General features: G+C 61.0%; 16 protein-coding genes. 9 read left to right on the top strand and 7 right to left on the bottom strand.

The features are described from left to right. Positions 1–5: 5 nt before the first annotated feature. Both nadE and HFO71_RS11550 read right to left on the bottom strand, forming a co-directional pair. On the bottom strand, positions 6–839 hold the full coding sequence (gene nadE, locus HFO71_RS11555) for an ammonia-dependent NAD(+) synthetase (RefSeq protein ID WP_077975972.1): 834 nt from the start codon (positions 837–839) through the stop codon (positions 6–8). A 226-nt stretch (positions 840–1065) separates the two neighbouring features. Beyond that, the gene (locus HFO71_RS11550; protein ID WP_077975970.1) at positions 1066–1953 is read right to left on the bottom strand and encodes a branched-chain amino acid aminotransferase; all 888 of its coding nucleotides are present in this window, start codon (positions 1951–1953) and stop codon (positions 1066–1068) included. 247 nt (positions 1954–2200) lie between these two features. Here HFO71_RS11550 and HFO71_RS11545 point away from each other — a divergent pair, with 247 nt between their 5' ends. Next, positions 2201–3244: a zinc-dependent alcohol dehydrogenase family protein gene (locus HFO71_RS11545; protein WP_221988111.1), complete on the top strand. Its 1044-nt coding sequence runs from the start codon at positions 2201–2203 to the stop codon at positions 3242–3244. Between the two features lie 63 nt (positions 3245–3307). On the opposite strand, the gene HFO71_RS11540 is transcribed toward HFO71_RS11545, so the two are convergent. Next, the gene (locus tag HFO71_RS11540) at positions 3308–4126 is read right to left on the bottom strand and encodes a sugar phosphate isomerase/epimerase family protein (protein ID WP_077975968.1); all 819 of its coding nucleotides are present in this window, start codon (positions 4124–4126) and stop codon (positions 3308–3310) included. 15 nt (positions 4127–4141) lie between these two features. Here HFO71_RS11540 and HFO71_RS11535 point away from each other — a divergent pair, with 15 nt between their 5' ends. Together HFO71_RS11535 and HFO71_RS11530 are read left to right on the top strand one after the other, a co-directional pair. After that, a complete protein-coding gene (locus HFO71_RS11535) occupies positions 4142–4426 on the top strand; it encodes a hypothetical protein (protein ID WP_165503808.1) in 285 nt (94 codons plus the stop codon). A gap of 125 nt (positions 4427–4551) precedes the next feature. Further along, positions 4552–5019, top strand: a complete 468-nt coding sequence (locus tag HFO71_RS11530; protein ID WP_077975966.1) for a cupin domain-containing protein — start codon at positions 4552–4554, stop codon at positions 5017–5019. Positions 5020–5077: 58 nt separating this feature from the next. Here HFO71_RS11530 and HFO71_RS11525 read toward each other — a convergent pair whose 3' ends face one another. Then, positions 5078–5587: a P-loop nucleotide/nucleoside kinase family protein gene (locus tag HFO71_RS11525; protein WP_221988169.1), complete on the bottom strand. Its 510-nt coding sequence runs from the start codon at positions 5585–5587 to the stop codon at positions 5078–5080. A gap of 803 nt (positions 5588–6390) precedes the next feature. Here HFO71_RS11525 and HFO71_RS11520 point away from each other — a divergent pair. From HFO71_RS11520 to zwf, 3 genes are all read left to right on the top strand, one after another. Continuing rightward, on the top strand, positions 6391–7671 hold the full coding sequence (locus HFO71_RS11520; protein ID WP_131641495.1) for a hemolysin family protein: 1281 nt from the start codon (positions 6391–6393) through the stop codon (positions 7669–7671). Between the two features lie 87 nt (positions 7672–7758). Beyond that, the gene (tam, locus tag HFO71_RS11515; RefSeq protein WP_131641496.1) at positions 7759–8529 is read left to right on the top strand and encodes a trans-aconitate 2-methyltransferase; all 771 of its coding nucleotides are present in this window, start codon (positions 7759–7761) and stop codon (positions 8527–8529) included. 135 nt (positions 8530–8664) lie between these two features. After that, entirely contained in the window at positions 8665–10173 is a 1509-nt protein-coding gene (gene zwf / locus HFO71_RS11510; RefSeq protein ID WP_221988109.1) for a glucose-6-phosphate dehydrogenase, read from the top strand. Positions 10174–10207: 34 nt separating this feature from the next. On the opposite strand, the gene HFO71_RS11505 is transcribed toward zwf, so the two are convergent. The 3 genes from HFO71_RS11505 to HFO71_RS11495 form a co-directional block, all read right to left on the bottom strand. Next, the gene (locus tag HFO71_RS11505) at positions 10208–10549 is read right to left on the bottom strand and encodes a hypothetical protein (RefSeq protein WP_077975954.1); all 342 of its coding nucleotides are present in this window, start codon (positions 10547–10549) and stop codon (positions 10208–10210) included. 76 nt (positions 10550–10625) lie between these two features. After that, a complete protein-coding gene (locus tag HFO71_RS11500; protein WP_168258155.1) occupies positions 10626–11081 on the bottom strand; it encodes an NUDIX hydrolase in 456 nt (151 codons plus the stop codon). Positions 11082–11178: 97 nt separating this feature from the next. After that, on the bottom strand, positions 11179–11571 hold the full coding sequence (locus tag HFO71_RS11495; protein ID WP_003546502.1) for a hypothetical protein: 393 nt from the start codon (positions 11569–11571) through the stop codon (positions 11179–11181). Between the two features lie 222 nt (positions 11572–11793). Here HFO71_RS11495 and HFO71_RS11490 point away from each other — a divergent pair, with 222 nt between their 5' ends. The 3 genes from HFO71_RS11490 (at position 11794) to HFO71_RS11480 (ending at position 14253) form a co-directional block, all read left to right on the top strand. Then, positions 11794–13356: a helicase HerA-like C-terminal domain-containing protein gene (locus HFO71_RS11490; RefSeq protein ID WP_077975951.1), complete on the top strand. Its 1563-nt coding sequence runs from the start codon at positions 11794–11796 to the stop codon at positions 13354–13356. Between the two features lie 218 nt (positions 13357–13574). Continuing rightward, on the top strand, positions 13575–13934 hold the full coding sequence (locus HFO71_RS11485) for a type II toxin-antitoxin system RelE/ParE family toxin (protein WP_026265072.1): 360 nt from the start codon (positions 13575–13577) through the stop codon (positions 13932–13934). Next, positions 13924–14253 carry a helix-turn-helix domain-containing protein gene (locus HFO71_RS11480; protein ID WP_077975949.1) on the top strand — a complete coding sequence of 110 codons (330 nt, stop codon included), beginning with the start codon at positions 13924–13926 and terminating at the stop codon, positions 14251–14253. The genes HFO71_RS11485 and HFO71_RS11480 overlap by 11 nt, the downstream gene beginning before the upstream one ends. The last annotated feature ends 77 nt before the right edge of the window (positions 14254–14330 follow it).

Below are 14330 nucleotides of genomic sequence, written 5' to 3'. Positions count from 1 at the left end.
GACCTTCAGAGGGCGTTGACGGCCACCGGCAAGGCGCGCTTGTGGGCGGTCGCCCGATAGGCGGCGAAGATGCGGCGGCGGGCGATCTCGCCGACCGGCTTGCCTTCGAGGAAATCGTCGATCTCGTCATAGCTGACGCCATAGGCCTCCTCGTCGGGGCGCAGCGGCCGCTGGTCCTCGAGATCGGCTGTGGGCACTTTGAACACCAGTTCGTCCGGGGCGCCGAGCCGCTTTGCCAGCAGGCGGACGCGGCGCTTGTTGAGGCCGGCGAGCGGCAGGATATCGGCGGCGCCATCGCCGAACTTGGTAAAGAAGCCCATGACCGCCTCGGCCGCATGATCGGTGCCGATGACGAGGCTGCCAAGCGCCCCGGCAAGGGCGAACTGGGCGATCATGCGCTGGCGCGCCTTGATATTGCCGAGGATGAAATCCTGACGGCCGGCATCGGCAAAGGCGAGACCGCCATCCTGCGCGGCGGCAAGCATCGCATCCGCCGACGCTTTGATGTTGACCACCATCGAGCGGTCGGCGCCGATCGTTTCCAGCGCCTTCACCGCATCGGCCTCGTCCGCCTGGACACCATAGGGAAGGCGCACGGCGATGAATTCGGCCGCATGGCCGCTTTCCCGCAGCTCGCGCACCGCCTTTTGAGCCAGCAGCGCCGCCGTCAGCGAATCGACGCCGCCGCTGATGCCGAGGACGTAGCCGCGCATGCCCGAGGCGACGAGATAATCCTTGAGGAAAGCAGTTCGCCGTTCGATCTCCCGCTCAGGGTCGATATCGGCGGCAACACCCAGTTCGCGGATGATCTCGCCTTGTTCGTCGAACAGCATAGTCATAAGCCTCTTCCTCCCCGCTTACGGAATTTCGGCGCCACTATGGCGAAAAGATGGGGGAGGACGAAGCCGTTTTGGGCAAACCTGCCATGCATTTTATGCAAGTGGGCGGCTTGGTATCTCTCGGTAGGGTGTGCGGCACCCCCCTCTGCCCTGCGCTTGCGCTCCGGGCGTTCGTCGCGGCAATCGATTCACTGGATCGATTGCTTCGGCTTCGCCGAACCGCTGCTCACTCTTCGCTTTCGCTGCGGCCGTGGGCCCAGTCCATGTAGAGATCCAGCGCCTTGCGGGTGACCGGGCCTTCCTGGAGATCGCGGTCGTCGAGACGGATGACGCCGACGACTTTGGAATAGTTGCCGGTGGTGAAGATCTCGTCGGCTTGCATGAAATCCTCGACGGAGAGTGTTGCTTCGTGCACGTCGAAACCGGCCTTGCGCAGCAGGCCAATGACGCGGGCGCGGGTGATGCCGGCGAGGAAGGTTCGGTTGGCGGCCGGCGTCATCACTACGCCGTCCTTGACCATAAAGACGTTCGAAGAAGCGGTTTCGACGACGTTGCCGTTCAAGTCGCGCACCAGCGCATTGTCGAAGCCGCGGCTGCGCGCTTCGGCGATCATGCGGCCGCTGTTTGGATAGAGCGAGCCGGTCTTCGCCTCGGTCATCGCCGTTTCCGGCGACGGGCGGCGGTAGGGCGAGACGGTGAGGCTGGTGCCGCCATGGCCACCCATCGGCGCCTCGAACAGGCAGAGCGCGAAGCGGGTTGAGTCCCCATCGACCGAGACGACGCTGCCCGGCGAACCGTGCTCGCCCCAATACATCGGCTTGATGTAGATCGGTGTGGCGCCATCGAATTTCGCGACGCCTTCCCAGGCAAGTGCCACAATCTCCTCGGCTGATTTCACCGGCTTCAAGCCCATGGTGAGCGCCGAGCGGTTGATGCGCTGGCAGTGCAGGTCGAGATCCGGCGCGATGCCATCGAACCAGCGGGCGCCGTCGAAGACCGTGGAGCCGAGCCACATGGCATGCGAGGTTGGCCCGATCAGCGGCGGATTGCCGGGAAGCCACTCCCCGTCGACATGAGTCCACGTGGTTGAACGGGGTGATGTATCGACGGCCATGATGGTTTCCTCCTGAAGCCGGAGAAGGAAAAACCGCCGCGGCAAGCCGGGTCAAGGACAAATCCCGAGCGGAAACACGGAAGCAAGAAAATGCCAGGGAATGGCGCCAGGCCGCAATATTCGTGCGCAGCGATGGCAGCTTCATCGGTGGATGCATCAGCAAAAATGATGGAATGGAATGTTGGAATGGCTAGCTGCCGCATGCGATGATGGCGTAACAGCGGATAAGCAGCAAGGGAAGACGCCGATGAAAGCCATGTTCTACGAAGCCTTCGAACAGGCGCCCGAAATCCGCACCGTTGCCGATCCGACACCGACAGAGGACGGCGTCGTCATAGCGGTCGGGGCCAGCGGGCTCTGCCGCAGCGACTGGCACGGCTGGATGGGGCACGACCCGGATATCCGCTTGCCGCATGTGCCGGGACACGAGCTTGCCGGGCGGATCGTCGCCACCGGCCGCGGCGTGATGCGTTTCAAGGTGGGCGACCGGGTGACCGTGCCCTTCGTTTCCGGCTGCGGCCATTGCAGCGAATGCCATTCCGGCAACCAGCAGGTCTGCCCGAACCAGTTCCAGCCGGGCTTCACCCATTGGGGATCGTTTGCCGAATATGTGGCGATCGATTATGCCGATACCGATCTGGTGCACCTGCCCGATACGATCGACGATGCGACGGCGGCAAGCCTCGGCTGCCGCTTTGCCACCTCGTTTCGCGCCGTCGCCGACCAGGCGCGCACGGGGCCTGGCGAATGGATCGCCGTGCATGGCTGCGGCGGTGTCGGCCTGTCGGCAATCATGATCGCCACAGCGCTCGGGGCGAATGCGATCGGCATCGATATATCCGAGGAGAAGCTTGCCTTCGCGCGGGATTGCGGGGCGGTGGCGACGGTCAATGCATCCGGCGTCGCCGACGTGGCGGAGGCGGTGCGCGAGATCACCAAGGGCGGCGCGCATGTCTCGATCGACGCGCTCGGCCATCCCGTCACCTGCTTCAACTCGATCAAGAACCTGCGCCGGCGCGGCCGGCATGTGCAGGTGGGACTGATGCTGGGCGAGCATGCGACACCACAAATTCCGATGGCGCAGGTGATCGGCCACGAGCTGGAAATCTACGGCAGCCACGGCATGCAGGCCTGGCGCTACGACGCCATGCTGTCGATGCTTTCGGCCGGCAAGATCGCGCCGCAGAAGCTGATCGGACGGCGGGTCAGCCTCGAGGAAGCCGTGCCGGCGCTGATGGCGCTGGATAAGGCTGAGGCGACGGGGATCAGCGTCATTACGCGGTTTTCATGAGGGAACTCACCCTCCCCTCCTGTGCCGAGCACAGGTGAGGGAGAGCGGGACGAGCAACAGACGTTATTCAGCCACGCCGATCGAGGTGAGATAGGCAGCAGAGGCCGGTATCTTCGACTTGTCCTTGATCTCGATGATGAGGCGCGGATTGCTTTCAAGCTTGGCAAGGGCTGCGAAGACGGCATGCCAGCGGATCGTGCCTTCGCCGAGGCTCCAGTGGCGGTCGGCATATCCGTCGGCATCCTGCAGGTGGACATGCTGGAGGCGATTGCCGGCGGCCTTGACATAATAATCGACCGGCGGCGCACCAGTATAGCCGTGGGCATAATGGGCGTGGCCGGTATCAATCGAGACGGCGACGGCGGGCGAGTTGAAGCTTTCGGCAAGCGCCACGCGAATATGCGGATCCTTGTCCTCGATGTTCTCGATGACCATGGTGCAGCCGATATCCTCGGCGCGCCTGACGGCGTCGCGCAGGGTCATGTGCGTGCGCTCGGCCAAGGCTTCGCGGGCGCCGGCATTGTCGTCGAGATTGTTGTAGGACCAGGACGTATAAGGGCTGTGGATGACCATATGGGTCGCGCCGATGGCGGCGCAGACATCAAGACCCTGCAGCAGGCGCCGGGTGACGATGGCGCGGATATCGGGATCTTCCGAGGCGACGGTGAAGCCCCAGAACGGGCCGTGAATGCCGAGGCGGCCGCCATGACCGTCGAGAAGCCTTCTGGCGCGGGCGGCAAGCGGCGCCCAGTCGCCGTTGAGAATCTCGGCATCGATGAAGCTCTGCAATTCGAGATCGCGGGACTTTTCGAAGAGCCAATCACGGTGAAGTTCGACTTCATCGAGCGTCATGGCGGCGCCGACGACGGGAAGAGAGGACATGGTTGCGCTCCATCAATGTGGATGATCAATGTGAATGCCGGGACGGCGTGGAAGGACGGCCGCCGCGTTCTATGCGCCCCTTCTGTGTCGGCGGTATTACAGGCGCCGAGCCTTTCGAACCCGTCCGGCCTCAGTCATTTCCGCATAGCTGATGCGGCATTGGCGGACCTTGCGGAAACGCCCCGAAGTACCGATATCGGCCTCGACAGTCTCGTGACGCAGTGGCGCGCGAGCGGCGCTGAACCCCTGGCAACGGAGCCGTTTGTTCATCGCTTCGGCTGGCGCAGCGTGCTTCTTTGAAGCGCCGTCGGCGATGTTACCCCCAACAACAGGGGGTGGGTTGTCAAAGGCGGCGCAAAGGTCTAACGGCTGCGCCCGCAAGAAAAAGCCCATAAGAAGAAGCCCTGTAAGAAAAAGAAAGAGACATGATGTCCAACTCATTTGTGAAAATGCCTGCGAGCGACGAGGCAAAGCGGTTTTTTGTCCTCGGCGACAGGGTCGAGCGGCGGCTTAGAATCAGCGGAACCTGGCTCAATATCTTCGACGTCACCGTGCCATCAGGCAGCCGGACGCCGAAACATGCGCATGCGAGCCCCGAAGTGTTCCGCATCATCGAGGGACGCCTGACGATCTGGCGCCTAGGCGACAGCGGCCCCGAAGAGATCGAAGCCAGCGCCGGCGACATCGTCACCATCCCGCCCTTCATGGTGCACGGCTATTCCAACCGCGGAACCGTTCCCGTGGTCTTTTCCGCGGTCGTCGATCGGGGCATGGCCGAGTTCATCGAAGCGGAAGGTACGACCGAGCCACCGAAGGCCAGTCCTTCGACGGAGACCATCGCCCGCATGACGGCGGCGGCCAATGCCTATGGGATCACCATCCTCGCGGCGTGATGGCGTGAGTGCATGATGCCTTTTTCAGACGACATCATGCATTCCTTCGTCGATCATGCTACGCATTTAACGGGAACGATTTCAATCGGCTCACCAGTTCATCCAAAGCTTCGTCGACCGTTTTCGAGGCGGTGTCGATGACGATCGCATCGTGCCATTCGTCATAGGCTCTTTCGGAAGTCTCTTGCCATGTCGGCTTCACCAGATCTTCGACGTCGGTGAGGCGCGTTTCAGCACGCTTGCGGTGCTCGGCTTTATCCGAGCAAACGACCTCGACCTCCGCCGCCGGCACCCCGGCCGCTTGGGCGACTGAAAGCCACGCTGACCTGGTTATCCGGAGCGGGTTGACTGAGTCGGCGATAACAATCCTGCCGAGGGTCAGATTGTCTCCGGCGACACCGTAAGCTGCGATATAGCCTGCAGGCCCTGCATCATCAGCTATTCCGGAAGCGCGGATTGCCTGTTCAATGGTATCGACGCGCACATGGACTGCATTCAACCGCTCAGCCAAAGCACGGGCAATCGTCGTCTTTCCACTGCCGGGCAGACCGCCCAAGATAATGAGCATCGTGACCTCGTCGTTTTTGGAGAAGCTCCACGAGAAACCAGAGCAGCTCGCGGTCACAACAATCATTCACCATTAAGGCCCGGTTCGCAATTCCTTCGTCAGCACCAGATTTGTCATAGGCTCGAGCGCCGCGCGTCCTTTCAGACGTTTAAACAACGCTAACTTTGACTTTGTAGGTAACTTTGTCCTTGGCTCCACCTCTTTACCAGATCGCTATTCCAGCTCGTGGGACGCGCCGCAGTCCCCACGCTCCATCCCGTCAAATTCCCTCTGCCGACAGCTCGGTCATTACCAGGCGCTTTTGCAGAAAAGCGGAAAACCAGCCGAAATCCTCAACCAAAACGAGGTGCTGCTCTCCTTTTCAAAACTGTCACATCAAGACGCTATAAGGATTTTCGCCCGGCGCCTCTTGCGTCGGCACTGTTTCACCGTCAAAATTGCGATATGCCTGACAGCGACCCATCCAGTACAAGCTCCGCTCCTTCCAACCGGGATCTCCCGGCCGAGGAAGCAGGCGACCATTGTAGACGGTGCGATGACCTCCGCCTCGCCTCAGGCCTATCAAGGCTCCCGCAGAGAGGGCCGCTTCCCATTGTCAATGACGGGTGGCCGCAGCCTGCCGGTTTTACCGATGGCCCTGACTTTCACTTCAGAGGAAGCGGCCTTATGGAACCTGAACTGATGTCAACACGATAATGGAAAGACGACAGGCGATGCGTATATGCGTATAAGAGCGTCCCTTCGAATGCCTCGCCGCTTCGCCTGACGAACGCGGCATTACAACCTCAACGAATAGGGTCCCTGTGTTTCTGGAAATTGGAATTGTGGCGTTTCTCACCATCCTGAATGGTGTGCTCGCCATGTCTGAGCTGGCCGTCGTGTCTTCTCGAACAGCCCGCCTGAAGGTTCTCTCCGACAATGGAAGCAAGGGTGCAGCTCAAGCGATCAAACTTGCCGAAAACCCCGGTCGTTTTCTCTCTACGGTGCAGATCGGCATCACGCTGGTCGGCGTTCTATCCGGCGCTTTCTCAGGGGCCACGCTCGGCGGCCGCCTGAGCGGATGGCTGGAAGTCCAAGGAATGTCATCGACAGCCGCTGATGCCCTTGGCGTGGGTTCAGTCGTGGTGGCAATCACCTATCTTTCGCTGATCATAGGCGAACTTGTTCCAAAGCAGATCGCGTTACGGGAACCCGAAGCGGTTGCGGCCAAGGTCGCACCCGCTATGGCGGTCCTTTCAAAAATTGCGCTGCCACTCGTGTGGCTTCTGAACGCCTCCGGAAACCTTGTGCTCAAGCTCCTGGGCCAGGCAGGAAAAGGTGGCGACAATGTCTCTGACGCAGAGATCAAGACCGTTCTGGCCGAGGCGCAGTCGGCTGGAGTGATCGAAAGCGAAGAGTCCGCGATGATATCGGGTGTCATGCGGCTGGCTGACCGCACCGCCCGAGCACTTATGACGCCCCGACGCGACGTCGAAATTATCGATATTGACGACAGCCTTGATGAAATTCGGACCCAGTTGCACAGGACGAAGCGGTCGCGGTTGCCGGTTCGAAAAGGCAGTTCGGACGAGGTGATCGGGATCCTTCCGGTCAAGGACTTCTACGACTCGATGTCCGAACACGGCACTGTCGACATCAAGGCGCTGACGCAAGATGTCCCGGTGGTTTCAGACCTTGCAACTGCCATCAATGTTATTGAAGCCATCAGGAAATCGCCCATTCACATGGTGCTGGTTTTCGACGAGTACGGCCACTTCGAGGGGATTGTCTCGTCGGGTGACATTTTGGAAGCAATCATGGGGGCTCTCCAGGAGGGACCTGTCGATGAACAGGCCATCGCTCGTCGAGATGACGGTTCTTACCTCGTGTCGGGCTGGACGCCGATTGACGAGTTCGCTGAATTCTTAAACCTCAGGCTCGATGACGACTTGGAATATCAGACTGTGGCCGGTCTGGTGTTGGAGGAGCTGAAACATCTGCCCGAATTGGGGGAGAGCTTCACGAGAGGTGGATGGCGCTTCGAGGTCATCGATCTCGACGGGAGGCGCGTCGACAAAATACTTGTGTCTGAAGATCGAGGGTGACGGCTTGGCCCGTGTCGTCAAGCTCGACGGCAGCAACATCGACACGATGCGCATGGAAGACGTGGCCCGACACCAGGAGGTACCGCCATGGCATGGTCCGCCAGCCAATATGTGAAATTCGAGGACGAGCGCACGCGACCGTCGCGTGACCTTCTGGCACAGGTGCCGTTGCAAAACATTCGTCATGCCATCGATCTCGGCTGCGGCCCGGGCAATTCGACCGAGCTGATCATCGAGCGCTATGGGGCGGACGGCGTCTCCGGCGTCGACAGCGACATGAACATGCTGGAGGCGGCGCGCAAACGGCTGCCGGGCACAGCCTTCGTCGAGGCTGATCTCGCCAGCTGGCACCCGGCTGAACCCGCCGACCTGTTGTTTGCCAATGCGGTCTTCCAATGGCTGCCCGATCACCTCGACATCTTCGACCGGCTGATGGACGGGCTTTCCGAAGGCGGCGTTCTTGCCGTGCAGATGCCCGATAATCTCGGCGAACCCTCGCATCTAGCAATGGAAGAGACCGCCCATGCCGGCCCGTGGAAGGCCGCCTTCGAGGCGAAGAGCATGCGCCGCAAGCCGCTGCCGCCGCCGTCCAGCTATTACTCCAGGCTGATTGCCAAAGCCTCGCGCGTCGATATCTGGCACACCATCTACAATCACCCGATGGCGGCTGCTGAGGCGATCGTCGAATGGGTGAAGGGAACCGGGCTGATGCCCTATCTCGCCCATGCCGGCGAAGAGCATCGCGAGGCATTCCTGGCGGATTATCTGGAGCGGTTGGAAAAGGCCTATCCCAAGATGTCGGACGGGCGGGTGCTGCTCAGGTTTCCGAGGATCTTCATGGTGGCGGTGAAAGGGTAGTCGGCCGCCCCGGCCAAGGTGACGCGAGGGTCGGCCACTCCGCATGGTGTCAAATGCCTGTTATCCCTCGCCTGCATATGTTGCGACACAGCCGGCGCGCGGTATAGTCGGCCGCAAATTCCACGGAGATGACACATGGACGCTGCCCCTACCCCGCCGGTCACTCTCGTCATCTTCGGCGCCACGGGAGACCTGACGCGCCGCTTGCTGGTGCCGGCGATCATCAATCTGACGCGCAGCCGCCTGGTCGGCGAGGATCTCCACATTCTCGGCATCGGCATCGAACCGGGTGACGACGAATTCCTGCGCGGGCGGCTCGATCAATTCCTCAACCATCTGAGCGGCGAAGCGCCAACGGTGAAGGACGAAGCCTGGGAAAGCCTGCGCCGGCGCATTTCCTATACGTCCGGCGATTTCACCAAGGACGATATTTTCGCCGAGATCGGCAAGCGACTGGGGCCGCATGCCAATGCCGCCTTCTATCTCGCGGTGCCGCCATCCTTCTTCGGGACGATCGTCGAGAAACTTGCCGCTCATGGGCTGAGCAATGAAAGCGACGGCGTCTTCCGCCGCGTCGCCATCGAAAAGCCGTTCGGCACCGATCTCGCCTCGGCGCAGGCGCTCAATGCACAGATCCTCGCGCAGATCGGGGAAAGCCAAGTCTACCGGCTCGACCATTTCCTCGGCAAGGAAACCGTGCAGAACCTGATGACGGCGCGTTTCGCCAATATGATGATCGAGTCCTTGTGGAACAGCCGCTACATCGACCATGTGCAGATCACCGCCGCCGAAATCGTCGATGTCGGCAGCCGCGGCAAATTCTACGATGCAACCGGCGCGCTGCGCGACATGGTGCCGAACCATCTCTTCCAGCTGCTGGCGATGATCGCCATGGAACCGCCGAACAGCTTCGATGCCGAAGCGATCCGCAACGAGAAGAGCAAGGTGCTGAAGGCGCTGCGCATCTATACGCCTGAGGAGGCCAAGATGCATGGCGTACGCGGCGCCTATGGCGCGGGGCCGCTCAATGGTGCTGAGCTTCCGGCCTATCGCGATACCAAGGACGTCTCGCCCGACAGCAGGACCGAGACCTTCGTGGCGCTGAAGCTCTATGCCGATACCTGGCGCTGGGCCGGCGTGCCCTTCTATCTCAGGACCGGCAAGGCGCTGACGGCGCGCGACACCGAGATCGTCATCACCTTCCAGCCGGTTCCCTTCGCGCAGTTTCGCGAGACCGACGTCAAGCGCCGCCTGCCGCCGAACCGGCTGGTGATCCAGGTGCAACCGGACGAGGGCATGAGCATGAAAATCTCGATCAAATCGCCGGGGCTTTCCGTCGATACCGTGCCGGTCTCGCTCGATTTCCGCTATGCCGACAAATTCGATATTGCCAAGACGACCGGCTATGAATCACTGCTCTATGATCTCTTCATCGGCGACCAGACACTGTTCCAGCGCGCCGACGGGATCGAGGCCGGATGGGCGGCGGTGCAACCCTTCCTCGATATCTGGGCTAGGGATGAGAGCGTGCCTGACGCTTACGCGCCGGGCAGCATGGGACCGATCTGCGCCGACGAACTGATCCAGCGCGACAGGCGGCAGTGGCATGAACTCGGCGTCGTGCTGCACAAAAACGACAAATAGCCGGTCCTGCTTTTCTATACCCGGGACTATCCCGTCAGCGGCAGGCGTCGCTTAGCGTACCGTCGCGCTCGGCCGCGCGGTACTGACGCGTCCCGGGGCGCGGGCATGTGGGCCGATCCGGCGGAATGACGACGTTGATATCACCGGTTTCGACAGAATCGAACGGAATCACGAGTCCGCTGCTGGATTCCGCCCCCGGCACCGTGCCGGGCGGCATACCGCCGAAGCGGCCGCTATAATCCATATCAGCAAGCGCCTGGGAGAAGGCCGGCGTGGCGAATCCGAGGAGAATGATCGAGGCTGCTGCAAGAAACATACGCATGATGCTATTCCCTATGGTTTCAGCGATGCGACAGAAACAGCACGATGACCTCATTGTTCCCCGGAAGCGGGGGCCGACGATCAAGGTTTGGCGATCGGAATATGGCGCCTCACAGCGGGCGATCTCCAGCTCAATCGCGCCAGCGCGACAGCAGCCTGTCGAGACCTGTCGGATAGAGATCGATGCCGGCGTCCTGCAGCCTGTCGCGGCCGAACCAGCGCGCCGTCGCCGCCGTCTCGTCGAGTTCGGAATAGCGGATTTCGTCGCGCTGATAGAGCGACGCATCGGCCAGTTCGATATCGGCGGCGAAGATGTATTCGTGACCGATTGCGCCTTGATGTTCGTAGATGTTTTCAAGCAGATGCCAGGGACCGACGATACGGATATCGGTCTCGAGTTCCTCCCTGAATTCGCGGTGCAGGGCCTCTTCGCGGCTCTCGCCGAATTCAATCGCGCCGCCGAGCGGGCGAACGCCCTTGATGCGGCCGCTGTCGTCCTCCACCTCGGCGGCAAGCAACTGGTCTTTCCGCCAGGCGAGGCCGATCACCTTCACCCTGATCTGCTGCGATGGGCGCCAGACGGTCATCTGCTCTCCTTCGATAGGGGCAGCGCTTGCTTTTCACCCCGGTGTGGCGAGAACAGCGAGCCCCGCAACAAAGCGAGGCTCCTGCCGACTTCTCGTTTCAGACGAACTGGCTGAGGCCCGGGACGGAAGCGACGACCTCGTCGACGACCTCTTCGCCGGCATATTGCTTGGCGATCGCGATGGTTTCCTTGGCAAGCGAGGTGATTTCGCCCATGCCGAGGCCTTCGCCCATCAGCTGCTGCCCGAGCCCCATGATGCCGCCGCCGCCGAGCGAGCTCATCAGCCCGCCGAGCAGACCGCCGCCGCCGGCACCTGCGCCGTTGAACTGGGCGACAAGATCAGCGCCGCCGGGGATCGCTTCGATCATCTTGGCAACCGGGCCATCGGCGGCCTCGCGCTGCAGGAAGCCGAGCATCATGCCGAGCGCCTTTTCGGCGAGATCAGGCGCAATACCCACGCGATCGGCGATCTGGGTCACAATTTCATTCATCGTCAGCCTCCTGTTTTTTGACGTTAACGTCAACGTTAATCGAGATTCGACCACAACTCAAGCCGGCCCCTCCCCGGGCCGCACTTTGTCCGGTTTTGCTTTCAATGCAAACAGTTGTCCGCATGCGCATGCCTGCTTATAACAGGGAAACGATGGTTCGATGAAGGCGGCAGAAGCACGCCTTCTCATACAAATGGCGGCACAGCCCAAGGAGCATTCCGAATGATCGAGGAAGGCAAGATTTTCATCGGCGCGAGCCGCAATCCCGATGACAGCATCAACAAGCCGGAATATCTCGACCTGAAATTCGGCAATCGCCACGGCCTCGTCACCGGCGCGACCGGCACCGGCAAGACGGTGACGCTGCAGGTGCTGGCCGAAGGCTTCTCGCGGGCCGGCGTTCCGGTGTTTGCGGCCGATATCAAGGGCGATCTTTCCGGCATCGCCGCCAGGGGCGAGCCCAAGGACTTCCTGACGAAGCGCGCCGAGCAGATCGGCTTTACCGACTACGAATTCGACCAGTTTCCAGTGATCTTCTGGGATCTGTTCGGCGAGAAGGGCCACCGGGTGCGCACCACCATCGCCGAGATGGGACCGCTGCTGCTCGCCCGCCTGATGGATGCCTCCGAACCGCAGGAAGGCGTCATCAACATCGCCTTCAAGATCGCCGACCAGGGCGGGCTGCCGTTGCTCGACCTCAAGGATTTCAGCTCGCTGCTCAACTATATGGGCGAGAACGCCAGCCAACTTTCCAACCAGTACGGGCTGATCTCCAAGGCTTCGGTCGGCTCGATCCAGCGGGCGCTGCTCGTTCTCGAACAGCAGGGTGCGGAGCACTTCTTCGGCGAGCCGGCGCTGAAGATTTCGGACATCATGCGCACCAGCAATAATGGCTACGGCCAGATTTCGGTGCTGGCCGCCGACAAGCTGATGATGAACCCCCGGCTTTACGCCACTTTCCTGCTCTGGCTGCTCTCCGAACTCTTCGAGGAGTTGCCCGAGGTGGGCGATCCCGAAAAGCCGAAGCTCGTCTTCTTCTTCGACGAGGCGCACCTGCTCTTCAACGACGCGCCAAGGGTGCTGACCGAACGCGTCGAGCAAGTGGTGCGGCTGATCCGCTCCAAGGGCGTCGGCGTCTATTTCGTCACGCAGAACCCGCTCGACGTGCCGGAAACGGTGCTCGCCCAGCTCGGCAACCGGGCGCAGCATGCGCTTCGCGCCTATTCGCCGCGCGAGCAGAAAGCGGTGAGGACGGCGGCCGATACATTCCGTGCCAACCCGGCCTTCGATTGCGCCACCGTCATCACCAATCTCGGCACCGGCGAGGCACTGGTCTCGACACTTGAGGCCAAGGGCGCGCCTTCGATCGTCGAGCGAACACTGATCCGCCCACCATCCGGCCGCGTCGGCCCGGTGACGGATGCCGAGCGCCGGCAGATCATGGACAAGAGCCCGGTTCTTGGCATCTATGACGAGGATGTCGACCGCGAATCCGCCTTCGAGATGCTGGTGGCGCGGGCAAAGAAGGCGGCCGATGCCGAGGCCGCCAAGCGAGCGCAGGAAGAAGCGGCAGAGCAGCAGCCGGGCACCACCTCCGGCTGGACCCTTCCCGGCTTCGGCGGCAGCAATGACGACAGCCAGGGTCGCGGCCAGTCGCGCGGCCGGGCGTCCGGCTATCAGCGCGAAACGGTGGTGGAAGCAGCGATGAAGAGCGTGGCGCGCACTGTTGCGACGCAAGTCGGCCGGGCACTGGTGCGCGGGATCTTGGGGAGCTTGAAGCGGTGAGCCTGGGTCTCTTCTTCCCTGGGTCCGAAGGACGATGCCCGCAGGCAGATGAAGGGTAAGAAGCATCATCGAGAACGCCTTGAGCGACCAGTGAAAGGCAGCAACGCGGTGTTCTGTCCCTCATTCGAGCTGCTTGGGTTGAGCCACGTCTCTCAATCCAGCTTGTTTGATCTCGATCTTGATTTTATATCTTTAAATATATATTTCTTAGGCAGCCGATGACATATAAGGTTCAATTCCATCCCGACTTCGTTCCTGAATGGAAAGAACTGGAGATGGGGTTAAAAGAACTGGTTGGCGAAGTGTTCGACCACCTTGAAGATGATGGCCCGTTCTTAGGGCGCCCTGAGGTCGATACGCTTTCAGGTTCCGATTATGCGAATATGAAGGAAATCAGAGTCAAATTTGGCAAACAGGTCTGGCGTTTTGCTTTCGCCTTCGATCCCGCTCAAAGTGCCATCATCCTTTGCGGAGGAGACAAGCAAGGCATGAATAAAGCGCTCTTTTACAAACAACTGATCAACAAAGCTGACGCGCGGTTCGGTGCGTGGCTGAAGGAGAAGAAAAATGAGCACTGAATGGAAGACGTTACGCGACGAACTTCCAGAAGATGTTCGTGCCCGGCTCGACATGAAACGTCAGGAGCGTCGTCTGGGCAAAGCCTTGGCGGAAGTGCGCAAAGCGATGCATGCAACACAGCAAGAGGTCGCTACGCGTGCGGCCATGACGCAGAACACTGTTTCGAAAATCGAAAGCGCCGACGATGTCCTCCTGTCGTCCATCGTGCGGTACATGCATTCTCTTGGAGGCGGAGTCGAGCTTGTCTTGAAAACGCCTGACGGAAAAGCGAGGCGCGTTGATTTTGATCCTGAGATCTACGTGAGGCAGACCGTGTAACTGCAGAGCAATCGAATACGGCAGCCCTGCGCTCCGTGTGCGGAACATTCTGCAGCCTGAAGCGACAAATCCGCCGG

It is taken from the genome of Rhizobium laguerreae (assembly GCF_019778565.1).
GTDB lineage: Bacteria > Pseudomonadota > Alphaproteobacteria > Rhizobiales > Rhizobiaceae > Rhizobium > Rhizobium laguerreae.
Note: the sequence above shows the minus strand (reverse complement) of the source record. Positions and strands in the feature narration are given on the sequence as shown.